Annotated in this window: 20 protein-coding genes; 16 read left to right on the top strand and 4 right to left on the bottom strand. The window is 65.7% G+C overall.

The annotated features are described in order from the left end of the window. Positions 1-52 precede the first annotated feature (52 nt). From asnS to IP90_RS07830, 15 genes are all read left to right on the top strand, one after another. A complete protein-coding gene (gene asnS, locus IP90_RS07900) occupies positions 53-1,453 on the top strand; it encodes an asparagine--tRNA ligase (RefSeq protein ID WP_144899063.1) in 1,401 nt (466 codons plus the stop codon). A 519-nt stretch (positions 1,454-1,972) separates the two neighbouring features. Further along, positions 1,973-2,278 carry a hypothetical protein gene (locus tag IP90_RS07895; protein WP_144899062.1) on the top strand — a complete coding sequence of 102 codons (306 nt, stop codon included), beginning with the start codon at positions 1,973-1,975 and terminating at the stop codon, positions 2,276-2,278. Beyond that, positions 2,275-2,580 carry a hypothetical protein gene (locus IP90_RS07890; protein WP_144899061.1) on the top strand — a complete coding sequence of 102 codons (306 nt, stop codon included), beginning with the start codon at positions 2,275-2,277 and terminating at the stop codon, positions 2,578-2,580. Before IP90_RS07895 ends, IP90_RS07890 begins: the two co-directional genes overlap by 4 nt. Before the next feature lie 16 nt (positions 2,581-2,596). After that, positions 2,597-3,382 carry an SDR family oxidoreductase gene (locus tag IP90_RS07885; protein WP_144899060.1) on the top strand — a complete coding sequence of 262 codons (786 nt, stop codon included), beginning with the start codon at positions 2,597-2,599 and terminating at the stop codon, positions 3,380-3,382. 93 nt (positions 3,383-3,475) lie between these two features. Continuing rightward, on the top strand, positions 3,476-4,903 hold the full coding sequence (locus IP90_RS07880) for an aldehyde dehydrogenase (protein ID WP_144899059.1): 1,428 nt from the start codon (positions 3,476-3,478) through the stop codon (positions 4,901-4,903). Beyond that, positions 4,900-5,562 carry a carbonate dehydratase gene (can, locus tag IP90_RS07875; protein ID WP_144899058.1) on the top strand — a complete coding sequence of 221 codons (663 nt, stop codon included), beginning with the start codon at positions 4,900-4,902 and terminating at the stop codon, positions 5,560-5,562. Before IP90_RS07880 ends, can begins: the two co-directional genes overlap by 4 nt. Beyond that, positions 5,559-5,984 carry a RidA family protein gene (locus IP90_RS07870; RefSeq protein ID WP_144899057.1) on the top strand — a complete coding sequence of 142 codons (426 nt, stop codon included), beginning with the start codon at positions 5,559-5,561 and terminating at the stop codon, positions 5,982-5,984. The genes can and IP90_RS07870 overlap by 4 nt, the downstream gene beginning before the upstream one ends. A 4-nt stretch (positions 5,985-5,988) precedes the next feature. Next, positions 5,989-6,519 (top strand): 3-hydroxyanthranilate 3,4-dioxygenase, encoded by a 531-nt coding sequence (locus IP90_RS07865; RefSeq protein ID WP_144899056.1) that lies wholly within the window; start codon positions 5,989-5,991, stop codon positions 6,517-6,519. Between the two features lie 16 nt (positions 6,520-6,535). Further along, positions 6,536-8,650 (top strand): FUSC family protein, encoded by a 2,115-nt coding sequence (locus IP90_RS07860; protein WP_144899055.1) that lies wholly within the window; start codon positions 6,536-6,538, stop codon positions 8,648-8,650. 9 nt (positions 8,651-8,659) lie between these two features. Then, complete coding sequence (locus IP90_RS07855) at positions 8,660-9,670, top strand: amidohydrolase family protein (RefSeq protein ID WP_144899054.1); 1,011 nt, start codon at positions 8,660-8,662, stop codon at positions 9,668-9,670. A 16-nt stretch (positions 9,671-9,686) separates the two neighbouring features. Further along, positions 9,687-10,955: a kynureninase gene (gene kynU / locus IP90_RS07850; protein WP_144899053.1), complete on the top strand. Its 1,269-nt coding sequence runs from the start codon at positions 9,687-9,689 to the stop codon at positions 10,953-10,955. 46 nt (positions 10,956-11,001) lie between these two features. Beyond that, on the top strand, positions 11,002-12,369 hold the full coding sequence (locus IP90_RS07845; RefSeq protein WP_144899052.1) for an FAD-dependent oxidoreductase: 1,368 nt from the start codon (positions 11,002-11,004) through the stop codon (positions 12,367-12,369). Next, positions 12,369-13,811 carry an exodeoxyribonuclease I gene (gene sbcB, locus IP90_RS07840; RefSeq protein ID WP_144899051.1) on the top strand — a complete coding sequence of 481 codons (1,443 nt, stop codon included), beginning with the start codon at positions 12,369-12,371 and terminating at the stop codon, positions 13,809-13,811. The genes IP90_RS07845 and sbcB overlap by 1 nt, the downstream gene beginning before the upstream one ends. Then, on the top strand, positions 13,808-14,494 hold the full coding sequence (locus IP90_RS07835; RefSeq protein ID WP_144899050.1) for a DUF2461 domain-containing protein: 687 nt from the start codon (positions 13,808-13,810) through the stop codon (positions 14,492-14,494). The genes sbcB and IP90_RS07835 overlap by 4 nt, the downstream gene beginning before the upstream one ends. A gap of 37 nt (positions 14,495-14,531) precedes the next feature. After that, on the top strand, positions 14,532-15,101 hold the full coding sequence (locus IP90_RS07830; protein ID WP_144899049.1) for a DUF2939 domain-containing protein: 570 nt from the start codon (positions 14,532-14,534) through the stop codon (positions 15,099-15,101). Positions 15,102-15,225: 124 nt separating this feature from the next. Here the strand turns inward: IP90_RS07830 and IP90_RS07825 are convergent, their stop codons facing one another. From IP90_RS07825 to IP90_RS07810, 4 genes are all read right to left on the bottom strand, one after another. Further along, complete coding sequence (locus tag IP90_RS07825; RefSeq protein WP_144899048.1) at positions 15,226-16,146, bottom strand: 5'-nucleotidase; 921 nt, start codon at positions 16,144-16,146, stop codon at positions 15,226-15,228. 79 nt (positions 16,147-16,225) lie between these two features. Further along, positions 16,226-17,014, bottom strand: coding sequence for an NAD kinase (locus IP90_RS07820; protein WP_144899047.1), 789 nt, complete (start codon positions 17,012-17,014; stop codon positions 16,226-16,228). Positions 17,015-17,096: 82 nt separating this feature from the next. Then, entirely contained in the window at positions 17,097-22,067 is a 4,971-nt protein-coding gene (locus IP90_RS07815; RefSeq protein ID WP_144899046.1) for an NAD-glutamate dehydrogenase, read from the bottom strand. Between the two features lie 212 nt (positions 22,068-22,279). Next, positions 22,280-23,437, bottom strand: a complete 1,158-nt coding sequence (locus IP90_RS07810) for an acyl-CoA dehydrogenase family protein (RefSeq protein ID WP_338419615.1) — start codon at positions 23,435-23,437, stop codon at positions 22,280-22,282. A 138-nt stretch (positions 23,438-23,575) separates the two neighbouring features. On the opposite strand from IP90_RS07810, the gene IP90_RS07805 reads away from it, so the two are divergent. Further along, complete coding sequence (locus tag IP90_RS07805; RefSeq protein WP_144899044.1) at positions 23,576-24,505, top strand: ArsR/SmtB family transcription factor; 930 nt, start codon at positions 23,576-23,578, stop codon at positions 24,503-24,505. Positions 24,506-24,523 lie beyond the last annotated feature (18 nt).

Below are 24,523 nucleotides of genomic sequence, written 5' to 3'. Positions count from 1 at the left end.
TCTTGTTAAACTGCTCGACCTATATCGTTTCGATGACTCGGGGATTCAAGACATGACGACGATCAGCGTCGAGCAGGCGCTCGCCGGACACGTCGCCGAAGGTGGCGAAGTCACGGTCCGCGGCTGGGTACGCACCCGCCGCGACTCCAAGGCCGGACTGTCGTTCGTCAACGTCAGCGACGGCTCCTGCTTCGCATCGATCCAGGTGGTCGCGCCGGCGACGCTGGCCAACTACGAGTCTGAGGTGAAGAAGCTCACCGCCGGCTGCGCGGTGATCGCGACCGGCACTCTGGCGCCGTCGCAGGGCCAGGGCCAGAGTTTCGAGATCCAGGCGGAAAGCGTCGAGGTGGTGGGCTGGGTCGAGGACCCGGAAACCTACCCGATCCAGCCCAAGGCGCATTCGCTGGAATTCCTGCGCGAGGTCGCCCACCTGCGTCCGCGCACCAACCTGTTTGGCGCGGTCACCCGCATCCGCCATTGCCTGGCGATGGCCGTGCATCGCTTTTTCCATGAGCGCGGCTTCTACTGGATCAGTACACCGATCATCACCACCTCCGACGCCGAGGGCGCCGGCCAGATGTTCCGAGTGTCGACGCTGGACGTCGCCAACCTGCCGCTCGGCAAGGATGGCGCCGTCGATTTCGGCCGCGACTTCTTCGGCAAGGAAACCTTCCTGACAGTGTCCGGCCAGCTCAACGTCGAGGCGTATTGCCTGGCGTTGAGCAAGGTCTACACTTTCGGCCCGACATTCCGGGCCGAGAACAGCAACACCACGCGCCACCTGGCTGAGTTCTGGATGATCGAACCGGAGATCGCCTTCGCCGACCTCAACGACGATGCGCGGCTGGCGGAGGACTTCCTCAAATACCTGTTCCGCGCCGTGCTGGACGAGCGTGGCGACGACCTGGCGTTCCTCGCCGAACGCGTCGACAAGACCGCGGTCAGCAAGCTGGAGGCCTTCATCAACTCGCCGTTCGAGCGCATCGACTACACCGATGCGGTCGCGCTGCTGCAGAAGTCCGGGCAGAAGTTCGACTTCCCGGTCGAATGGGGCCTGGACCTGCAGACCGAGCACGAGCGCTGGCTGACCGAGCAGCACGTCGGCCGTCCGGTGGTGGTGACCAACTATCCGGAGCAGATCAAGTCGTTCTACATGCGCCTGAACGACGACGGCCGCACCGTCGCGGCGATGGACGTGCTCGCGCCGGGCATCGGCGAGATCATCGGGGGCTCGCAGCGCGAGGAACGCCTCGACATCCTCGACGCGCGTATCGCGCAGTTCGGCCTGGATGCGTCGCACTACCAGTGGTATCGCGACTTCCGCCGCTACGGCACCGTGCCGCACGCGGGCTTCGGCCTGGGCTTCGAACGGCTGGTGGTATACGTGTGCGGGCTGGGCAACATCCGCGACGCCATCCCCTACCCGCGTGCGCCGGGCAATGCGGAGTTCTGACACCCAGTGAGCGCGAGAAACGCACTTGTGTACGCTTCTCGCAACCTTTCCTCACACGCTGCAGCCAAGGTTAATCAAGACACTTCAACTATTGTGTGCCGACTGACGCCCCAATACCGTCAACACAATTTGCACCAGTCCAAAGGCACCAGTTCGTAGCGTTACAGCTTGCTTCATCGCGGTAGCGCGGGCAGTGCGGCCTCATACTCGTCGAATCTCCAACACCCGCGAATAATTGTTCGAGCGGCACTTTCGGTTTCGCCTTGAAGATGTCGTCAAACGTATTCATCGAAGCTCTGGTATTTGCAGAATTAACTACCCTGCTGTCCAGCTCATTCGATTGAACACTTATCGTGGAAAGCAACAAGCAACAACCAACTAGAGACATAAGTTTCATCGTTCGCTCCATGTGAACGCGCAGAAACCCCTGCAATCCCGATACTATGCCCCCCCAAAAAGGCCAAACCGTGCCGCTCGACACATTTTGCGGCCAGCGCATTCATCGGATAACTACGCAATATGGTTCTATTCCTCGCACTGCTATTCGTCGCCCTCGCCATCGCCGGCGCCACCGCGTTCGTGATCTTCTGGCCGTTGACGCTGGTGCACATCCGCGATCGCCATCCCGCGGTTTCCGCACGCCTGGGCGCTGGCGCCTTCCTCAAGCCTTCGGCGCTGTGGTGGCTGTTGTCAGGCCGCTATCGCGAAGTACGCGATCCGCAATTCACCGGCCTTGCGACGCCGTCGCGCATCTCGTTGGCCACGATCCTGCTCGGCCTCGCCCTGGCAGGTCTGCTCTGGTTGCTGTCGATGGTGCTGGCATGAACGACGGGCACGTCGAATGGTGGCTGGCGACGCTGGGCAGGACGATCGTCTGGGCGCGACTGCGCCTGCGCGAGGCAGGGACGGCCGAAGTCTTCGACAGCGACGGCAACACGCTGGTCTACGACAGCGAGGACACCGCACGCGCGATGCTGATGGACGCCGAGTACGTGGCTCTCGACGGCCTCGATGAAGACGATGCCCTGGCCCGCGGCTTCAGTCTCGGTGAGATCGCGCCACCGGAAGCGCTCAACGACGACAACCTGCGCCCGCGCATGATCCAGCAACTCGGCGGCCGCGCCTGAACCGTCGGAGGACACCATGGACCTGAGCCTCGCCGGCAAACATGCCCTGGTCTGCGGCGCATCCGCGGGCATCGGTCGCGCTGCGGCGCACGAACTGGCCCTGCTCGGGGCCGACGTGACCGTGCTCGCGCGTCGTGCGGACGCCTTGCAGAAGGTGGTCGAAGCCCTGCCCCGAAGCGGCGCGCAGCAGCATGACTGGGTCGTCGCCGACGTAACGGACGTCGAGGACCTCCGCACGCGCATCCAGGCGCTGACCGGCGACAAGCCGGTGCACATCCTCGTCAACAATACCGGCGGCCCGCCCGGCGGCCCCGCGCACAGCGCGGAAACCGCTGCTTTCCTCGACGCATTCAACAAGCACCTGATCGCAAACCAGGTGCTCGTGCAGGCGGTGTTGCCCGGCATGCAGGCGGCGCGCTGGGGTCGCATCGTCAATGTGATCTCGACCTCGGTAAAAGAACCGATTGCAGGGCTCGGGGTATCCAACACCGTGCGTGGTGCGGTGGCCAGCTGGGCCAAGACCCTGTCGCGCGAACTCGCCGCGCAAGGCATCACCGTCAACAACGTCCTGCCCGGCTATACCGAAACCGCACGCATCGAACAGATCGTCCACGATCGCGCGCAGGCGCAGGGCAAGTCCGAGGAGGCGATCCTTGCCGCCATGCGAGCCACGGTTCCGGCTGGCCGTTTCGCCAAGCCGGAGGAAACCGGCGGCGTGATCGCCTTCCTGTGCTCACCAGCCGCGGCCTACATCAATGGCGTCAGCCTGGCTGTCGACGGCGGCCGCATGAATTCGATCTGAGCCGCCACTCGCCCGTTCGGCACCGCATGCATTGCGGGAGTGTGGCAACGCAAGCTCCGGTCTACAAAGACCCAGTTCGTTTAAGCTAATGGCATGCAGCGCCTGGCTCACTGGATCGACGGCAAATCCCACGCACCGGCCAACGACCGCTGGCTGGACGTATTCGATCCGGCAACCGCCCGTCCCTTCGTCCAGGTGGCCGATGGCGACGCGCAGGATGTCGAAGCCGCCGTCGCCGCGGCCGAAGCCGCTTTCCCCGTCTGGTCGAGACTACCGAACAGTGATCGCGCACGCTGGCTGGAAAAACTGGCCGATGCCCTGGAAGCACGACTGGACGATTTCGCTCGCGCCGAGTCCCGGGACGGTGGCAAGCCGCTCAAGCTGGCGCGCGAGATCGAGATTCCACGCGCGATCTCCAACCTGCGCTTCTTCGCCCACGCCGCTACCCAGTTCGCCAGCGAATCGCATCACGGCCAGGCGGGCCTGAATTACACGCTGCGGCAGCCGCTGGGCGTGGTCGGTACGATTTCGCCCTGGAACCTGCCGCTGTACCTGTTCACCTGGAAGATCGCGCCGGCGCTGGCCGCCGGCAATACCGTCGTCGCCAAGCCTTCCGAAATCACGCCGCTGACCGCGACGATGCTGGGCGAACTGATGGCAAGCATCGGCTTCCCGACGGGCGTGCTCAACATCGTCAACGGGCTCGGCCCAAGCGTCGGCGAAGCCATCGTCGCGCATCCGAAGATCAAGGCGATTTCGTTCACCGGCAGCACCACGGTCGGCCGCCGCATCGCCGGCATTGCCGCGCCGATGCTGAAGAAAGTCTCCCTGGAACTGGGCGGCAAGAACGCGACATTGGTGTTCGCCGACAGCGACTGGCGCGATCATCTCGACACCATCGTGCGTTCGGCGTTCCAGAACTCAGGCCAGATCTGCCTGTGCGGCTCGCGCATCCTGGTCGAGCGTGGCATCTACAACCAGTTTCGCGATGCGCTGGTCGAACGCGTACTGGCGCTGCGCGTCGGCGATCCGATCGACAGCGACACGCAATTGGGTCCGCTGGTGTCGCAGGCGCACTTCGACAAGGTCGTCGCGGCGATCGCGCGTGCCGGCGACGAAGGCGGCCAGATACTGTGCGGGGGGAATGCACTGAATCGTCCGGGCTGGTTCGTCACACCAACCGTCATCGATGGTCTCGGCCCGGACTGCACCACCAATCGCGATGAAATCTTCGGCCCGGTCGTCACGCTGCAGGCCTTCGACGACGATGACGAAGCGCTCGCACTGGCCAATGCCGGCGACTACGGGCTGGCCAGTTCGATCTGGACCCGCGACCTCAACCGCGCGCACCGCATGGCCGCACAGATCCAGGCCGGCATCGTCTGGATCAACTGCTGGCTGCTGCGCGATCTGCGCACGCCATTCGGCGGCATGGGCCAGTCCGGCCTCGGTCGCGAAGGCGGCTTCGAGGCCATGCGCTTTTTCACCGAACCCAGAAACGTAGGCATCGCTCTCCCATGACCCAACTCGAAGATCTGCTGCGCAACAACCGCGAATGGGCCGACGGCGTTCGCCGCGAGGATCCGCAGTTCTTCGAGCGCCTGTCGCAGTTGCAGGCACCAAAATACCTGTGGATCGGCTGCTCGGATTCACGCGTGCCGGCCAACCAGATCATGGGTTTGGCGCCGGGCGAGGTGTTCGTCCATCGCAACATCGCCAACGTGATGGTACATACCGACCTCAACTGCATGTCGGTGATCCAGTTCGCCGTCGACGTACTCAAGGTCGAGCACATCCTGGTGGTCGGCCATTACGGCTGCGGCGGCGTCAATGCCGCGCTCAACGGGTTGCGCATCGGCCTGGCCGACAACTGGATCCGGCACGTCGGCGACGTTGCGCAGAAGCATGCGGCGCTGCTGGAAAGCTTCGCACCGGAGCAGCGCAGCGACCGCCTGTGCGAGCTCAATGCGATCGAGCAGGCCGAGAACGTGTGCCTGACGACCGTGGTTCAGGATGCGTGGTCGCGCGGGCAGAAGCTGTCCGTGCACGGTTGGGTGTACAGCCTGCACGACGGCTGCGTGCGCGAGCTGGGCATGGACGTGGATTCGGCTGAAACTCTGCAGCCGGCGTATGGGCACGCACTGGACAACCTGCGCAGCCGCCGCGGGGGAACACCGTGAGCGACGTCATCCACGCCGCGACAGCGCCCGAACCGGTCGGTGCCTACCCGCATGCGCGCCGCGTCGGAAATCTGCTGTTCCTGTCGGGCATCGGCCCGCGCGACCCCGCGACCAATGCGATTCCCGGCAATGAAGTGTATGCCGATGGACGCGTGCGCAAGTACGATATCGAGGCGCAGGCCCGGGCCGTCTTCGCCAACGTGCGCGCCGTACTGGAAGCCAGCAACGCTCGTTGGGAAGACCTGGTCGACGTCACCGTCTATCTCACCGACATGGCGCGCGATTTCAAGGCCTACAATGCGGTGTGGGCCGAACATTTCCCCGATGCCGGCACGGCCCCCTGCCGTACCACGCTCGGCATCACTGCGTTGCCGACGCCGATCGCGATCGAGCTCAAGTGCATCGCCGTGGTGAAGGAGTAGAAAGATGCTGCCTGCCCCGTTCAACCTGCCCGCCTGGATCGAGGAGCACCGCCACCTGCTCAAGCCGCCGGTCGGCAACAAGTGCGTTTACGACGGCGATTTCATCGTGATGGTCGTCGGCGGCCCCAACCAGCGCACCGATTACCACTGGGACGAAGGTCCGGAGTGGTTCTACCAGTTGGAAGGCGAAATGGTGTTGCGCATCCAGGAGGACGGTGCTGTTCGCGACATACCGATCAGGGCCGGGGAAACCTTCCTGTTGCCGCCGCGCATACCGCATTCGCCGCAACGTGGGCCGGATTCGGTGGGCCTGGTGATCGAGCGCAAGCGCCTCCCTCACGAGGATGATGGGTTGATGTGGTTCTGCGAACGCTGCAACCACAAGATCTACGAGGAATTCTTCTTCCTGCGCGACATCGAGAACGATTTCCCGCCGGTGTTCGACCGCTTCTATTCGTCGAAGGAACACCGTGCCTGCGGCCATTGCGGACACCTGAACCCGGCACCTTCGAAATACGTGATGCCGGACACCTGATGCGCAGCTGGCGGCCGTGCTGCGTTCGCTGATCGCCCTCAAACCCCGCGACGTGCCCGTGCGCGTCGCCCTGCGCAACACGGTCGCGGTGGTCGCGCCCTTGGCGGTCGGTATTGCCCTCGACCATACCGCCGCCGGCCTGGCGATGAGCACCGGTGCGCTCAACACGATGTTCACCGACCAGCCCGGTCCCTACCGGCTGCGCATGCAGCGGATGCTGCTGGCGGCAGCGGCGGCAGGGCTGTCGGCGCTGACGGGCATCCTGATTGGCGCGCATTCGCTGCTGTTTGTCTTCGCCGCACTGGTGTTCGCCTTCGCTGGCGGAATGCTGGTCGCGCTCGGGCCGATGGCCGCGCGTGTCGGCCTGACCAGCATGATCGTGATGATGATCACCGCGGAAATGCAGGTGCCGAGACAATACGCCGCCGGTGTGGCGGCGCTGATCTTCGCCGGCGGCCTGCTGCAGATGTTGCTCGCCGTCGCTGCCTGGCCGCTGCAGCGCTATCGCCCCGAGCGTTTCGCGCTGGCGACCGTGCTGCGACAACTGGCGACAGTCGCGCGCACGCGGCCGGATGCTTCGCTGGCGCCGCCGGTTTCGCTGGCGGCGATGGAGGCGCTCGACCTGTTGCACGGCGAGCACCGCGCGCGCGGCGTGGCGGTGCAGTCGTTCCGCATCATCGCTGAAATCTGCGAGCGCGTGCGCGCCGACCTGCTGACGCTGGGCGACCTGCACGGACGCATCGAGGACACCACGGCACGATCCGGTGTCGAGACATTGCTCGACCATGCTGCCGTGATCCTCGATCACCTCGGCGATGCCATGGCCGATGCCGAAAAGCCGACGCAGGGCGAACGCGAGGCGGCGACTTTCGACATCTGGGTCGACGCACTGCGACAGGCACCCACCGATGCCATGTCGCGGCGCGACCGGCGTCTGCAGAAAGTCGCGATCGCCCGCGCCGAGGGCCTGGCCGGACAACTGCGATCGCTGGCACGCAACGGCCACTGGGCCAGCAGCCGCGGCGAAATCCGCGCGGACATGGCGGAGGCTCACCTGCCTGCGGCGCTGCGCCCGCGCGATCCACTGGCCACGCTGCGCGCGAACCTGAAACTGTCGTCGGTTGCGTTCCGCCACGCGATCCGTTGCGCGATATGCGTCGCTCTGGCCGTCGCCGGCGAACGCTGGCTCAGGATCCCTCACGGCGTGTGGATACCGATGACCACCGCGATCGTGCTGAAGCCCGACTTCGGCGGCACCCTGCGCTTCGGCGTGCTGCGCGTGGCCGGCACCTTCGCCGGCCTGCTGCTGGCGACGCTGCTGGCCCACTACGCGATGGACGGCGTCGTGCTGCGATTGCTGTTGATGGCTGCGCTGTGCATGGCGTTCCGCTTGCTGGCGCAGGTCAACTATGCGCTGGGCGTGGCCATGCTGACCGGCATGCTGGTGCTGCTGCTGTCGTTCCGCGGCATGGCGCCGGGCGAGGCCGTACAGGCACGCGTGATCGCGACCCTGATCGGCAGTGCGCTGGCTCTGGTAGCGTATGCCGCCTGGCCGACCTGGGAAGGCAGGCGCATCAACGAATCGCTGGCCAAGCTGATCGACGCGCATCGCGCCCACATCAAGGCACTGCTCGCCGGCGCCATCGACGAACTGTACGAGACGCGCACCGCGGCGCGTGCGGCGCGCACCAACGTCCAGGCATCGCTGGAAAGGCTGCGCGGCGAGCCGCGGCGGCTACGCTCCAAGCCGCAGATCGCATTGGCGGAATCCCTGCTGGCCAACGCCAACCGCCTGATCCGCGCCCCGCTGCTGCTGGAGTCCCTGCTGCGCGACGGCGCGGCCCTGCCCGACAACCCGGTGTTGCGCGAATTCGCCACCGAGGTCGACCGCGTCCTCGCCGAGATCGTCTCGGCCGTGCGCGAGGGGCGCAACGTCACGCTACCGTCGCTGCGGCCGATCGAGCGGCGTCTCGTCGAATCGCTGGCCCGGCCCGACAACGGTGCGGAAGACGCTTTTGCGATCGCACTGGGCGATACCTGTGACCGCATCACCGACAGCATCGATACCCTCGCACACGTGCTGCGCCCCCCGGCGCGCGAGGTCAACGCTTCCACGGCAGCGGCCGGGTAAAATGCCGGCATGCTCAAGATCGACACCCACGCCCACTACCTGCCGCGCGACTGGCCAGACCTCGCCACGAAGTACGGCGACAACCGTTTTCCGGTGATTCACCATGGCGACGACGGTCGCCATCGCATCTACAAGGACGGCAAGTTCTTCCGCGAGATCTGGCCCAAGACCTGGGACCCGCATGAGCGCATCGCCGACTACGCGCGCTTCGGCGTGCAGGTGCAGGTGATCAGCACGGTGCCGGTGATGTTCAGCTATTGGGCGCGGCCGCACCACGCACTGGAACTGCACGTCGCGCTCAACAACCACATGGCCGAAACCTGCCGCGCGCATCCGCGCCACTACGCCGGCATCGGCACCGTGCCATTGCAGTCGCCGCGCCTGGCCGTGCAGGAACTCGAACGCTGCATGGACCAGCTCGGCCTGCAGGGCGTGCAGATCGGTTCGCATGTCGGCGAATGGAACCTGGATGCGCCGGAACTGTTCGAGTTCTTCCAGGCCGCCAGCGACCTCGGCGCGGCGATCCTGGTGCATCCCTGGGACATGATGGGCACCGACACGATGCCCAAATACTGGCTGCCCTGGCTGGTCGGCATGCCCGCCGAACAGGCGCGCGCGGCGTGCTGCCTGGTGTTCGGCGGCGTGCTGGAACGGCTGCCGAAACTGAAGGTCTGCTTCGCGCACGGCGGCGGCGCGTTCCCTTACACCATCGGTCGCATCGAGCACGGCTTCAACATGCGTCCGGACCTGGTCGCGACCGACAATCCACGCAATCCGCGCGAATACCTGCAACGCGTCTACTTCGATTCCTGGGTCGCCGATCCACGTGCACTGCGCTACCTCATCGACACCTGCGGCGTCAGCCAGGTAATGCTGGGCACGGACTATCCATTCCCGCTTGGCGAACAGGAACCGGGAGCGGGCATCGCGGCACTGCAACTCGACGATGCCGAACAGGCGCGGCTTTACCACGGCACCGCGCTGGAATGGCTGGGCCTGCCGGCTTCGCGTTTCGCATGATTACTGGCTGGTCGACATGAACGAACTGAATTCCGAGGCCTACGCCCTCGCGCAGGATGCCGCCGATCCGTTGCGCGCATTCCGCGAAGAGTTCCACGTTCCCCGCCACGACGGCGCCGAACAGGCTTATTTCTGCGGCAACTCGCTCGGCCTGCAGCCGAAATCGGCGCGTGCGCACGTCGAGGAAGTGCTCGACAAGTGGGCGATGGAAGCGGTCGAAGGTCATTTCACTGGCCAGGCCCAATGGATGCCGTATCACGAACTGGTCCGCGATCCGCTAGCGACCGTGGTCGGCGCGCAGCCTTCCGAAGTGGTGGCGATGAACTCGCTCACCGCCAACCTGCACCTGATGATGGTCAGCTTCTATCGACCGACGCGCGAGCGCCCGGCGATCCTGATGGAAGCCGGCGCGTTTCCGTCCGACCGCTATGCTCTGGAATCGCAGGTGCGCTTCCATGGCTTCGATCCGTCCACGGACCTGATCGAACTGCAGCCGGACGAAGCGGACGGCACGTTCTCGATACAGGCCCTCGAACGCGCGATCGCCGAACACGGGCCGCGCCTGGCGCTGGTGCTATGGCCCGGCGTGCAATACCGCAGCGGCCAGGCGTTCGACCTCGGCGAAATCACGAGGCTCGGCCACGCCGCCGGTGCCGTCGTCGGGTTCGACCTGGCCCATGCCGTCGGCAACCTGCCACTGCAGCTCCACAACAGCGGCGCAGACTTCGCGGTGTGGTGCCACTACAAGTACATGAATGCCGGTCCCGGCGCAGTCGCAGGCTGCTTCGTGCACGAACGCCACGCACGCACCGGACGTCCCCGCTTCGCCGGCTGGTGGGGCCAGGAACAGTCGACGCGTTTCCGCATGGGGCCGGAATTCGTGCCGACGCCCGGCGCCGACGGATGGCAGCTGAGCAACCCGCCGATCCTGGGGCTGGCGCCGCTGCGCGGTTCGCTGGAATTGTTCGAACGCGCCGGCATGGATGCGTTGCGCGAAAAATCGTTGAAGCTGACGGCTTATCTGGAAACGCTGATACGCGAGCGCCTGTCCGATAACTTGCAGATCGCCACGCCCAGCGATCCGGCGCAACGCGGCTGCCAGTTGTCTTTGCGTGTCGTTGGTGGCCGCGACAGGGGGCGAGCCTTGTTCGAATATCTGGCCTCGCGCGGCGTGCTGGGCGACTGGCGCGAGCCTGACGTGATCCGGATCTCGCCGGTACCCTTGTACAACACCCATGCGGACGTGCTGCGATTCGCCAGAGCCGTCGAGGCGTGGCAAGGGTAGTGCTTAAGGATGCGACGGCAACGGCAGGACGAATGCGGATGACACTTTGAACAACCAGCCTGACAAATCCCTCACCATCATCGGCGCCGGTCTCGCCGGCGCCCTGCTCGCCACCTTGCTGGCCCGCAGCGGCTGGCAGGTCGACGTTTACGAGAAGCGCGGCGATCCGCGGGTGAAGGGCTACGAAGGGGGGCGTTCGATCAATCTCGCCCTGGCCGAGCGCGGCCGCAACGCACTGCGCCAGGCGGATGCGGACGATGCGGTGATGACGCAGGCAGTGATGATGCGCGGCCGCATGGTGCATTTCGCCGACGGCACGCTGCAGCTGCAGCGCTACGGACGGGACGATTCCGAGGTGATCTGGTCGGTGCACCGCGGCGACCTCAACATCACGCTGCTGGACCTGGCCGACAAGGCAGGCGCCCGCCTCCACTTCGACCGGCGGCTCGACAGCGTCGACTTCGATGCGCGCGTCGCCCGCTTCCGCGACGACCGTGCAGGCCAAGCGCACGAAACCGGCTTCCGTGCCCTGGTCGGCGCGGACGGTGCAGGCTCTGCCCTGCGCGCCGCCATGAATCGCCAGGCCGACCTCGGCGAACGTAGCGAATTCCTCGATCATTCCTACAAGGAACTCGAGATCCCGCCGTCTGCCGACGGCGATTTCCGTATCGAACCCAACGCGCTGCATATTTGGCCGCGAGGCCGCTACATGTGCATCGCGCTGCCCAACGACGAGAAGACATTCACTGTCACCCTGTTCCTGCCCAACGAAGGCGATCCCAGCTTCGCCTCGCTGAAGACGGTCGCCGACGCACGGGCGTTGTTCGAGCGCGATTTCGCCGATGCGCTGCCGCTGATTCCCGATCTGGAAGAGGACTGGCAGCGCAATCCGCCCGGCCTGCTGGCCACGCTCTATCTCGACCGCTGGCATATCGATGGCCGCGCCGTGCTGCTTGGCGACGCGGCGCACGCGATGGTGCCGTTCCACGGCCAGGGCATGAACTGCGCATTCGAGGATTGCGTTGCCCTGGCACGCAAGCTGGAGGCGGGCGTGGATCTCGCCGAAGCTTTCGCCGGCTACGAGGCCGAGCGCAAGCCCAACGCGGCCGCGATCCAGCACATGGCGCTGGAAAATTACCTGGAAATGCGCGATCGCGTCGACGACCCTGATTTCCTGCTGCAGCGTGAACTCGAACGCAAGCTGCAGGAACGTCATCCAGGCCGTTTCGTGCCGCACTACACGATGGTCACTTTCATGCTGATTCCGTACGCGCTGGCGCTGGAACGCAGCGAGATCCAGCGCGGCATCCTGGTACGGGCCACGCACGGCCACGATTCGCTGGACAGCATCGACTGGCAGGCGCTGGACGACGATGTGCAGGCCCGGCTGATGCCGCTGCTGGATGTCGCCTAGTGCCCGCCAGTTTCCTGTTCTACGACCTGGAGACATTCGGCAGCGATCCGCGACGCACACGCATCGCACAGTTCGCCGCGATCCGCACCGATGCCGAACTGAATGAAGTCGATGCGCCGATCGATTTCTTCGTCAAACCGGCCGACGACCTGCTGCCCTCGCCCATCGCCACCCTGATCACCGGCATCGCACCGCAGGATGCGCTGCACAAGGGCGTGAACGAAGCCGAGGCTTTCGCCCGCATCTTCGAGGAGATGGCGCGACCCGAGACCTGCAGCGCCGGCTACAACTCGCTGCGCTTCGACGACGAATTCATCCGCTACGGCCTGTACCGCAATTTCTACGACGCCTACGAGCGCGAATGGCGCGGCGGCAACTCGCGCTGGGACCTGCTCGACGTATTGCGGCTCGCACACGCATTGCGCCCGGACGGCATCGCATGGCCGAAGCGCGACGACGGTTTCACCTCGTTCCGCCTGGAACACCTCGCCACCGCCAACGACGTGCGCGTTGGCGACGCGCACGAAGCGCTGTCCGACGTCCGGGCGTTGATCGGCATGGCGCGCCTGCTGCGTCGGTCGCAGCCGCGGTTCTGGGAATACGTGCTGACATTGCGCGACAAGCGGCGTGCCGCCAGCCTGCTCGACACGATCGCCATGAAGCCGGTACTGCACGTCTCGCAGCGTTACCCGGCCAGTCGCCTCAGCGCCGCCGCCGTCCTGCCGCTGGCGCGGCATCCACGCATCGACAGCCGCGTGATCGTGTTCGATCTGGATGGCGAACAGGATGCGCTGTTCGATCTAGATGCCGACGAGATCTCCGACCGTCTGTACACGCCGGCAGCCGATCTGCCGGAAGGCGAAAAACGCATTGCGTTGAAGGAAGTCCATCTCAACCGCTGCCCTGCGCTGGTCGCCTGGGAGCATCTGCGGACATCGGACTTCGAACGCCTCGGCATCGACCCGGCCGTGGTCGAGGCGCGTGCGGAACGGCTGCGTGCGGCCGGACCGGCACTCGCCGAGAAAATACGGCGCATCTATGCCGGCGAGACCGAGCGCGGTCCGGCAGACCCCGATGCCGCGCTTTATGACGGTTTCATCGGCGATGCCGACAAGCGCCGTTTCGTCCAGGTCCGCAGCACATTGCCTGAACACCTGGCCCGCCACGACTTCGGTTTCCAGGATCCACGGCTGCCCGAACTGCTGTTCCGCTATCGTGCCCGCAACTGGCCGGAGTTGTTGAGCGTGGCCGAGCATGAACGCTGGAATGCCTACCGTCGCCTGCGCCTGGAAAACGACAGTGGGCTGTCGGAACTGGACTTCACGCGATTCAAGGCGGAGATCGCGACACTGCGAGCCGCCCACGCCGCCGATGGCGGCAAGCTGACGCTGCTGGACCAGCTCGCGGCCTGGGGCGCCGGCATCGAAACGGATCTGCAATGACCCGCTATTTCAACGACAAGACCTTCAGGTTCCTGCGCGGACTGGCCCGACACAACAACCGCGAATGGTTCCATGCGCACAAGGCCGATTACGAGGCCCATGTGCGCGGACCGTTCCTGCGCCTGCTGGCCGAGCTGCAGCCGGCGCTGAAGGAAGTCAGCACGCATTTCATTGCCGACCCGCGACCCAGTGGCGGATCGCTGTTTCGCATCCATCGCGACACGCGTTTCGCCAGCGACAAGGCGCCGTACAAGTCCTGGCAGGGCGCACGCCTGTTCCACGAGCGACGCAAGCAGGTAGCGGCACCGTCATTCTATGTACATCTGGAACCGGGCGAATGCTTCGTCGGCGCCGGGCTGTGGCATCCGGAACCGGACACGCAGCGGCGCATTCGCCAGTTCATCTTCGACAATCCCGGCAGCTGGAAAGCAGCGGCGCATGCGCCAGCCTTCGCCCGTCGCTACGATCTGGAGTCCGACGAGATGCTGGTACGCGCGCCGCGCGGTTTTCCGCCGGAGTTCGAATTCATCGAGGATCTCAAGCACAGGAATTTCGTCGCATTGCGCACGCTCGAAGACAGCGTGATGCTCGGCCCGCGCCTGCGCCAGACATTGGAGAAGGATCTCGCCGCGCTGGGGCCGTTCGTCGATTATCTTTGTGCGGCCTTGGACCTGGAATTCTGATCATGCCGGTGCGGCGCTCACGCCTGGGGATGGACCGATGAAGAAATGGCTATGGCTCGTCATCTCACTGTTGCTGGCGCTGGGCGCCTACGTCGCGGCCGGGCCCTACCTCACCGTGCGTGCGATCCGTGCCGCGGTCGAGCAGCAGGACGCCAATGCGCTGTCCAGGCAGGTCGATTTCCCGGCATTGCGCAGCAGCCTGAAGGCACAGTTGGGCGATCGGCTGGTACGCGAAGCCGGCCCCGATGCGCAGTCCAGTACGTTCGGCGCGATCGGACTGTCGCTGGCCAGCGGACTAATCGGTGGCGTGGTCGACACCATGGTCACGCCGACGGGGCTCGGTGCGATGATGGAAGGACGCAAGGTGTGGAGGCGCATCGATGACGGCCTGTCACCGTCCCCGATTGTGGATGCACCGTCAACCGGCAGTGACGATCCGCCTCGAGCCCCCGTCTCACCGCGTCCCTTCGACGGCGCAAAGTACCGTTTCGAATCGCCGTCGCGTTTCACCGCCACCGTGCAGGACGACTCCGGTCGGCCGGTCCAGTTCGTGATGACCCGCGATGGCCTGCAGTGGAAGCTGTCGGACATCCGCCTGCCGTTGTAGCTACCGGCGGATGCCCCCGGAATCGGGGACGCCAGCCCGCTTCCTTTTCATCATCCGCGCTTCCCTGTATCCCTGCGGGGAAAAACAGAAGCCGGCTTGTCGCAATGTCGCAAGCGCGAAAGGTTCAACTATTGGCGATCCCATGCGGCACATGGCCGGCGGCGACGTGCTGGCGGGCCGAGTCGATGTTGTGCAGGGAATCGTCGAAGAAAATGTCGGCGCCGAATGCCTCCAGGAACGGTCCCTTGTCGCGACCGCCAAGGAACAGTGCCTCGTCCAGCCGCACGTCCCAGGCACGCAGCGTGCGGATCACCCGTTCGTGCGCGGGAGCGGAGCGCGCGGTTACCAGCGCGGTGCGGATCGGCGCCGCGTCGCCGCTGGGAAATGCGGCCTGTAATCGATGCAGCGCATCCAGGAATCCACGGAACGGGCCACCCGGCAGCGGCTGGTGCGCGTTTTCGCGTTCGTAGCGCCCGAACGCCTCCACGCCCTGCTCGCGCGAGTACCGCTCGCCCTCGTCGCCGAAGATGACCGCGTCGCCGTCGAAGGCGATCCGCAACTGGTCGCCGCGCTGCGCCGCGGCGCGTATCGACGGCACGGCGGGAAGGATGGTGGCCGCCGCGATGCCGTTTTCCAGCGCACGCCGTACCGACTCCGGATTCGCCGACAGGAACAACTGCGCGCCGAACGGCCTGATGTAGGGCCAGGTCGGCGCGCCGGAGGTGAACGTGGCACGCACGATGCCGAGCCCGTGGTGTTGGATCGAGTTGAAGATGCGCAGGCCTGTGTCGGACGAATTGCGCGACAGCAGGATCACCTCGACGTGCGGCGCCTCCGGCGGTGCGCCGTCGTTCAATGCCAGCAGCTTGCGCACCAGCGGGAAGGCGATGCCCGGTTCCAGCACGTCGTTCTCGCGGTTGCGCTGGTATTCGGCGTAGGCCTGGATGCCTTCAGCCTCGAACAGGCCGTGGCTGTCCTCCAGGTCGAACAGGGCGCGCGTGGTGATGGCGACGACAAGGGGTGGATTGGCGGGAACTTCGCTCATGGCGCGATTGTGGACCGATGGCGTCTCAGCGAGCGCGACTCGCCGTTTGACATCCTGGCAATCGGACGATCCTCATGAATCAGACGACGAACTGCTCGCTCAGGATCCGCTCTTCCAGGTTGTGTTCCGGATCGAACAGCAAGGTCACGGTGCGGTCGCGCGATTCGCGGATCGTCACTTCCACCACGTCGCGCACCTCGTGCGAGTCGGCGGTGGCGCTGACCGGGCGCTTGTACGGATCGAGGATGCGGAAGCGCACTTCGGTGTCGGCCTTGAGCAGCGCACCACGCCAGCGCCGCGGGCGGAATGCGGCGATCGGGGTCAACGCGATCACGCTGGAACCCAGCGGCAGGATCGGCCCGTGCGCGGAGAAGTTGTAGGCGGTGCTGCCGGCGGGCGTCGCCACCATCACGCCATCGCAGACCAGTTCGTCGAGGCGGGTCTGGCCGTTGAGGTCGATCTGCATGTGCGCGGCCTGGCGGGTCTGCCGCAGCAGGGATACCTCGTTGTACGCCAATGAGCCCACCGAAGTGCCGGATTCGGTCGCCGCGATCATTTCCAGCGGCCGCAGCACGGCTGGCTCGGCGTTGGCGATGCGTTCCAGCAACGCATGGCCGGCTTGCGGGTCGTCTTCACGATAGTGGTTCATCAGGAAGCCGACGGCGCCCAGCTTCATGCCGTACACCGGCTTGCCCAGGCTCCCGTGCCTGTGCAGGGTCTGCAGCATGAATCCGTCTCCACCAAGCGCGCAGATCACGTCGGCGTCGGCCGGATCGACCTGTCCGTGCCGCTCGACCAGTTGCGTCAGCGCGCCCTGCGCGCCATCGGTCGGACTGGCGAGGAAAGCGATGCGCGGCGTCTGTGTCATGGGCGACCTCGGGCGACGGGAATCCAGCTTAACGCAGCAGGGCTGGCGGAACGGAGCAGGCTCCGCTCCACCAGCCGTTCCATCAGCCGCGTGACGCCAGCTGCGACAGGCGCTGCACCGCGACCGATGCTGTCGGATAGTCCAGCGACTTCTGCGTGGCCAACTCGTTGAGCATCGCCAAGGTAAAGCGCAGGGACGCGTCGTCACGCTCCAGCCAGTGCCTGACTTTCGCGTCGGCAGTGCTGCCGGGCATGTTCAGCACCTGCCCGACCAGCATGCGCTGCTGCGTAGCCAGCTCGTCGCGCAGCACGCCGCGGGCAACGGCATGCCATCGGCCGTCGACGACCAGGCGATCGATCTGTTCCACCAGCCACGGCAACCGCAGCGCTTCGCCGAGGCGGAAATGGATTTTCGCCACTTCCACCGTCTTCAGTTTGCGCTCGCGCGCGACTTCGATGACGTCGCAGGACGACTCCATGTAAGGCAGGGCCGCCAGCTGGCCAGCGAGCTCCGCCGGCACGCCCTTGCTCTTCCAGCCATGCAGGCTTGCCTCGTAGGCAGGCCGCTGCGAGTCCGGCAGGATGCCCTGCCCGGTGCGAATGTCCTTCAGGCCATCGTGATACCGGGCCACGGCCGTGGCGATGTCCGGGATCGCGCCTGGACGCGACAGCAGCCAACGCGTGAACGAACGCTGCAGCGTCCAGATCACCTGCAACGCATCGATCTGCACCGGCTCGGCCACCTTGCCGTCGAGCGCGTCGATCTGCGCCCACAGCTCGCGTGCCTCCAGTGCCTCACGGGTGATGGTGAAGGCCTTGGCGACTTCCCCCGGCGTGCGTCCGCTGTCCTCCTGCATGCGCAGCAGGAAAGTGGCGCCCATGCGGTTGATGGTGGAATTGGTGACCGCGGTGGCGATGATCTCGCGCTTCAGGCGATGCTGTTCCATCGCCTTGGCGTACTTGCCCTGCAGCGGCTCGGGGAAGTAACGCACCAGCTCCTTCGACAGGTAGCTGTCCTCGGGCACGTCGGAATCGAGCAGTTGCTGGAAGGCGACCAGCTTGGAATACGACAGCAGCACCGCCAGCTCCGGACGCGTCAGGCCCAGTCCCTTGGCCTTGCGTTCGGCGATTTCCGCGTCGCTGGGCAGGTATTCGATCTGCCGGTCGAGCAGGCCCTGCGATTCCAGCGTGCGGATGAAGTGCTGCTTGGAGCCGAGCCGGGTCAGGCTCATCCGTTCCATCAGGCTGATCGCCTGGTTCTGGCGGTAGTTGTCGTTGAGCACGAGCGCTGCGACTTCGTTGGTCATCGAAGCCAGAAGCTTGTTGCGTTCCTCGATCTTGAGCTTCTTCGCCTGCACCTGCCCGTTGAGCAGGATCTTGATGTTGACCTCGTGGTCGGAGGTGTCGACGCCGGCCGAGTTGTCGATGAAGTCGGTATTGAGCAGCACGCCGTGCAGCGCCGCCTCGATGCGGCCGAGCTGGGTCATGCCGAGGTTGCCACCTTCGCCCACCACCTTGCAGCGCAGGTCGCGGCCATCGACGCGCAGGGCGTTGTTGGCACGATCGCCGACGTCGGCATTGGACTCGCTGCTGGCCTTGACGTAGGTGCCGATGCCGCCGTTCCACAACAGGTCGACCGGCGACTTCAGGATCGCGCTGAGCAGTTCGCTGGGGCTCATCGCCGCGATGCCGCTGTCGATGCCGAGCGCGGCCTTGACCTGCGGCGACAGCGGAATCGACTTGGCCGAGCGCGGGTAGATGCCGCCACCCTTGCTGATCAGCGACGTGTCGTAATCCTCCCAGCTCGAACGCGGCAGCTTGAACAGGCGCTGGCGTTCCTTGAACGTACGCGCGGCGTCGGGATCCGGGTCGAGGAAGATGTGCCGGTGGTCGAACGCCGCCAGCAGGCGGATGTGCTTGCTCAGCAGCATGCCGTTGCCGAACACGTCGCCGGACATGTCGCCGATGCCGACCGCGGTGAAATCCTGCTTCTGGCTGTCGCGACCCAGGGCACGGAAGTGGCGCTTGACCGACTCCCACGCGCCGCGTGCGGTGATGCCCATGCCCTTGTGGTCATAGCCGACCGAACCGCCCGAAGCGAACGCGTCGTCGAGCCAGAAACCGTGTTCGCGGGCGATGCCGTTGGCGATGTCGGAGAACGTCGCGGTGCCCTTGTCGGCGGCGACGACCAGGTAGGGATCATCGCCATCGTGGCGGACCACATCCTGCGGAGGCACGATTCTGCCGTCCGGCGCGATGTTGTCGGTGACGTCGAGCAGGCCGTTGATGAACATCCTGTAGCAGGCGATGCCCTCGGCCAGCACCGCGTCGCGATCACCGCCGGCCGGCGGCCGCTTGGCGAAGAAGCCGCCCTTGGAACCGACCGGCACGATCACGGTGTTCTTCACCATCTGCGCCTTGACCAGGCCCAGCACCTCGGTGCGGAAATCCTCGCGCCGGTCCGACCAGCGCAGGCCGCCGCGCGCGACCGGCCCGAAGCGCAGGTGCACGCCTTCCACGCGCGCGCCGTAGACGAAGATCTCGCGATACGGCCGCGGCTTTGGCAGATCCGGCACCTTGGACGAATCGAACTTGTAGCTGATGCAGTCGTGGTGCCTGCCGTCACGCTGCTGGTAGTAATTGGTACGCAGGGTCGCATCGATGACGCCGATGAAGCTGCGCAGGATGCGGTCCTCGTCGAGGCTGGAGACGCGGTCGAGCAGCCCCTTCAGCGCATTGCGCGTGCTCTCGTACTGGGTCGCGCGATCCTGGCTGCGCGCCTCGATTACCGGAGCCAGCGTGGCGTGCGCGGCCTCGTCGTTGCCAACCAGGCCCTGCAGCTGTTTGCCGAAACGCTCCGCGCCCTGCCTGATCTCGGCCTTGCTTTCGCTGCCGGTGCGCGGATCGAACTTGGCTTCGAACAGTTCCACCAGCAGTCGCGCCAGCAGCGGATAGCGGGCGAAGGTCGCCTCGACATAACTCTGCGAGAACGGTACGCCAACTTGCAACAGGTACTTGCAGTAGCCGCGCAGCATCGCCACCTGGCGCCAGCCCAGGCCGGCGGCCAGCACCAGCCGGTTGAAGCCGTCGTTCTCGGCCATGCCACGCCAGATCTGCGCGAACGCTTCTTCGAAACTCTCGTCGATGCTGCCGATGTCGAAGTCGTCGCGAACGCCCTCGACCTCGAAATCCTGGACGTACAGGACCTGGTCCTCGACCTCCATCCGGTACGGATGCTCGGACATCACCCGCAGGCCCATGTTCTCCATCATCGGCAGTGCATCGGACAGCGGAATGTCGTCGTTCTGGCGATACAGCTTGAAGCGCAGGCTGTTCTGGTTGCGACGGCGCGAACGTTGCAGACTCAGACGCAGGTCGTCCGGGCCGGTCAGCGCGGACAGGTGTTCGACGTCGCTGGCGGCCGCAGCCGGCGTCACCTCCTCGATGTAGCCGGCGGGCAACGCGCGGCCGTAACGGTTCGCCAGCTTCAGGCCCTGCTCCTCGCCCTGGCGGGCGACCAGCGCATCGCGCAGTTCGTCCTGCCAGTTGCGCACGATCTGGGTCAGCCGCGATTCCAGTTCGACCGTATCGATCTCGATCGCCTCGCCCGACTTCGGACGGATGATCAGGTGCAGCTGCGCCAGCGGCGACTCGCCCAGCACCACGCTGGTATCGACATGCTCGCCATGCAATGCGCGACGCAGCATCTTCTCGATGCGCAGGCGTACGTCGGTATTGAAGTGGTCGCGCGGGATGTAGGCCAGCACCGAGAAAAAACGGCCATAGCGGTCGCGACGCAGGAACAGCTTGCTGCGCACGCGTTCCTGCAGGCCGAGGATGCCCATGCCGGTGCGGAACAGTTCCGCCTCGCTGGACTGGAACAGTTCGTCGCGTGGCAGCGTTTCCAGGATGTGCTTGAGCGCCTTGCCACTATGGCTGTCGGGCTTGAGCCCGGACTGGCGCATCACGTGCGCGTAGCGCTCGCGCACCAGCGGGATGTCCCACGGGCGGCGGTGATAGGCGCTGGAGGTGTACAGGCCCAGGAAGCGTTGCTCGGCGACCGGGCGCCCCTTGTCGTCGAACTCCAGCACGCCGATGTAGTCCATGTAGCCGGGGCGATGCACGGTGGAACGCGCATTGGTCTTAGTCAGGATCAGCGCATCCTCGGAACCGGATTGCGGCATGTAATGCGCGGCCAGCGTCTTCAGCAGGCGCGGCTTGCCCAGGTCCCTGCCGTGCAGCAGGCCCAGGCCGGAACCGTCGACCACGCTCAGCACGTCCTCGCCACCTTTCCTGCCGACCTTGTACTCGCGGTAGCCGAAGAAGGTGAAGTGGTTGTCGGCCGCCCAGCGCAGGAACTCCTGCGCCTCCTGGCGGCCAGCCTCGGACACCGGCATGCGCCGCGTCGGCAGGGCTTCCGCGACCTCTTCCATCTTCGCCCGCATCGCATCCCAGTCGACGACGATCGCGCACACGTCAGCCAGCACTTCGCGGATCTTCTCCTCGATGGCGGCGATGGCACCGGCCTGCTGGCGGTCGATTTCAAGGTGCATCAGCGACTCGGACCGGCCTTCGCCGACCGACAGCAGCTTGCCGCCCTTGTCGCGCGTGATCTGCACCACCGGATGCCCGAGCACGTGCACGCCGATGCCCTGTTCGGCCAGCGACATCGTCACCGAGTCGACCAGGAACGGCATGTCGTCGTTGACGATCTGCAGCACGGTATGCGGCGATTCCCAACCATGCTGCTTGAGGTTCGGATTGAACAGCCGCACTTCCGCCCTGCCCGGCTTGCGCACGCGGGCGAAGTCGAGGAAATCATTCGCCAGCGCGGCCCAGCTGGCGGCGCCGTGCAGCGGCAACTCGTCGGCGGTCATGCGGTAATAGAAGGCCTTGGCGAAGGCGCCGGCGTCTTCCTGGCGCGCCTTGCCGGCGAGCTTGCGGATGGCGTCGAAGATCGGCTGCAACAGGGCGTCGCCAGCCTCGCCGCGCGCCGCGGCCTCCGTGTTGCGGGTGGTCGTGCGGGCCGGTCCGGCTTTGCGTTTGCTGCTCATGGGAACTGTCGTCCGATGGAGAGAGGCGCGCGCGTGGCGCGCCGATGTGAGGTTGACCGCTTAGGGCATGGCATTGCGCGCGACCACCGTACGAACATCCGTGCAATGGATGGGTGTCACGCGGCGATCCGGTATTCGCGGCGATCGCAGCCGCGGTCCCCGGGGAAGGCCGTGTTCTTCACTCGATGGATGACGTGCACGGCGTCGCCTTGTCAGCGCAGGCCGGTTTCGTGGCGAGCAATGACCAAGCGCTGGATCTCGCTGGTGCCTTCGTAGATCTCGGTGATCTTGGCGTCGCGGAAGTACCGCTCCAGCGGCATCTCCTTGGAATAGCCCATGCCGCCGTGGATCTGCACCGCCTGGTGCGCGATCCACATCGCGCCCTCGGAAGCGGTCAGCTTGGCGACCGCCGCCTCGGTGGTGAAGCGTTTGCCCTGCCCCTTCAGCCAGGCCGCGCGCAAGGTCAGCAGCAGTGCCGCGTCCAGCTTGCATTTCATGTCGGCGATCTTGGCCTGGGTCATCTGGAACGCACCGATCGGCTGGCCGAAAGCCTGGCGCTCGCGCACGTAAGCCAGCGTGGCTTCGTAGGCGGCGCGGCCGATGCCGATCGCCTGCGAGGCGATGCCGATGCGGCCTGCGTCGAGTACTCCCATCGCGATCTTGAAGCCGTGGCCCTCGTCGCCCAACAACTCGTCGGGCTGTACCACGTAGTCGGTGAACTCGATCTCGCAGGTGGCCGAAGCGCGGATGCCAAGCTTGGGTTCGGTCTTGCCGCGGTGGAAGCCTTCGCGGGCGGTGTCGATCAGGAAGGCGGAAATGCCGCGCGAGGCCTTGCTCGGGTCGGTCATCGCGAACAGCACGATGTACTTGGCCACCGGGCCGGAGGTGATCCAGCTCTTCTTGCCGTTGACGATGAAGCTGCCGTCGGCCTGCTTCACCGCGCGGCAACGCATGGCGGTGGCGTCGGAGCCTGACTGGGGCTCGGTCAGCGCGAATGCGCCGATCTCGGCGCCCTCGGCGATCGCACGCACGTACTTCTGTTTCTGCGCCTCGGTGCCGTTGGCGAGGATGCCGTTGCAGAACAGCGAATTGTTGACCGACATGATGGTCGAATGCGCCGCGTCGGCGGCCGCGATCTCGACCATGGCCAGCACGTAGGCGACCGGATCCATGCCGGCGCCGCCGTACTCGGCCGGCACTTCGATGCCCATCAGCCCGTTCTCGCCGAGCAGCTGGATGTTCGCCAGCGGGAACTCGCCGGACTTGTCGAAGTGCTCGGCGCTGGGCGCGATCTTCTCCTGCGCGATGCGCCGCGCTACGTCCTGGATCAGCAACTGCTCCTCGGTGAATCCAAAATCCACGTCATGCACCCCGGCGAACGATCGAGACGCGCAATTGTAGCGTTCGCGTCGCGATAACCGAACCTCCCGGCCCCGGACATGGACACGGCTTGACCTGCCGGCGACCGCGGCGGACAATTATCTTTATATCGCGATGGGAAGATATTTATGGATCTGGAAGGCTGGTCGAGCCGCCTGAAGACATTCGCGGATGCCACCCGCGTGCGCCTGCTCGCGTTGCTGGAAGGCGAGGAACTGACGGTGGCCGAACTGTCCGCGATCACCCGCCTGGCGCAGCCCCGCGTGTCCACGCATCTGGCCAAACTCAAGGAAGCCGGCCTGGTGCGCGATCGCCGCGCCGGCGTGTCGGCCTATTACCGTTTCGACGATGCCACGCTCGACCCGGCGCAACGCGCGTTGTGGCAGAGCATCCGCGACGGCAGCGACGATCCGCTGCTGCGCCAGGACGCCGAGCGTGTGCCTGCGGTGCTCGCCACCCGCGCCGCCGACCAGAACTGGGCGGACTCGGTCGCCGGCGACATGGAACGGCACTACTCGCCCGGCCGCACCTGGGAAGCGCTCGCACGCGGCGCCCTGCCCCTGCTGGAAACCGGCGACGTGCTTGACATCGCCTCCGGCGACGGCGTGCTTGCGGAACTGCTGGCGCCGCACGCCAAACGCTACGTCTGCGTCGATACCAGCCCGCGCGTGGTCGCGGCGGCGACCGAGCGCCTGCGTCCCTTCCGGAACGTGGAAGTGCGCAGCGGCGACATGCATGCGCTGCCGTTCGCTGCCGGCGAGTTCGACCTAGTGGTGTTGATGCATGCGCTGACCTATGCCGCCAAACCGGCACAGGCCGTGGCCGAGGCCGCGCGCGTGCTGCGCAAGGGCGGGCGGCTGCTGCTGTCGAGCCTGGCCAAGCATGAACACAAGGCTGCAGTCGAACTGTACGGCCATGTCAACCTCGGTTTCAGCGAGAAGGAACTGCGCAGGTTCGCCGAGAAGGCCGGACTGGAAGTGCAGAACGCGGAAACCATCACCCGCGAGAAGCGCCCGCCGCATTTCGAAGTCATCTCGCTGATCGCGCGGAAGCCATGAGCGCTTCCCGTCGAACAA

It is taken from the genome of Luteimonas cucumeris (assembly GCF_007830035.1).
GTDB lineage: Bacteria > Pseudomonadota > Gammaproteobacteria > Xanthomonadales > Xanthomonadaceae > Luteimonas_C > Luteimonas_C cucumeris.
Note: the sequence above shows the minus strand (reverse complement) of the source record. Positions and strands in the feature narration are given on the sequence as shown.

Coding starts and splice junctions, on each gene's coding strand:
- IP90_RS07820 (WP_144899047.1), bottom strand. CDS start 17,014: ATGACACAGACGCCGCGCATCGCTTTCCTCGCCAGTCCGACCGATGGC.
- IP90_RS07830 (WP_144899049.1), top strand. CDS start 14,532: ATGAAGAAATGGCTATGGCTCGTCATCTCACTGTTGCTGGCGCTGGGC.
- IP90_RS07805 (WP_144899044.1), top strand. CDS start 23,576: ATGGATCTGGAAGGCTGGTCGAGCCGCCTGAAGACATTCGCGGATGCC.
- IP90_RS07865 (WP_144899056.1), top strand. CDS start 5,989: ATGCTGCCTGCCCCGTTCAACCTGCCCGCCTGGATCGAGGAGCACCGC.
- IP90_RS07890 (WP_144899061.1), top strand. CDS start 2,275: ATGAACGACGGGCACGTCGAATGGTGGCTGGCGACGCTGGGCAGGACG.
- IP90_RS07855 (WP_144899054.1), top strand. CDS start 8,660: ATGCTCAAGATCGACACCCACGCCCACTACCTGCCGCGCGACTGGCCA.
- kynU (WP_144899053.1), top strand. CDS start 9,687: ATGAACGAACTGAATTCCGAGGCCTACGCCCTCGCGCAGGATGCCGCC.
- asnS (WP_144899063.1), top strand. CDS start 53: ATGACGACGATCAGCGTCGAGCAGGCGCTCGCCGGACACGTCGCCGAA.
- IP90_RS07815 (WP_144899046.1), bottom strand. CDS start 22,067: ATGAGCAGCAAACGCAAAGCCGGACCGGCCCGCACGACCACCCGCAAC.
- IP90_RS07835 (WP_144899050.1), top strand. CDS start 13,808: ATGACCCGCTATTTCAACGACAAGACCTTCAGGTTCCTGCGCGGACTG.
- IP90_RS07895 (WP_144899062.1), top strand. CDS start 1,973: ATGGTTCTATTCCTCGCACTGCTATTCGTCGCCCTCGCCATCGCCGGC.
- can (WP_144899058.1), top strand. CDS start 4,900: ATGACCCAACTCGAAGATCTGCTGCGCAACAACCGCGAATGGGCCGAC.
- IP90_RS07825 (WP_144899048.1), bottom strand. CDS start 16,146: ATGAGCGAAGTTCCCGCCAATCCACCCCTTGTCGTCGCCATCACCACG.
- IP90_RS07880 (WP_144899059.1), top strand. CDS start 3,476: ATGCAGCGCCTGGCTCACTGGATCGACGGCAAATCCCACGCACCGGCC.
- IP90_RS07885 (WP_144899060.1), top strand. CDS start 2,597: ATGGACCTGAGCCTCGCCGGCAAACATGCCCTGGTCTGCGGCGCATCC.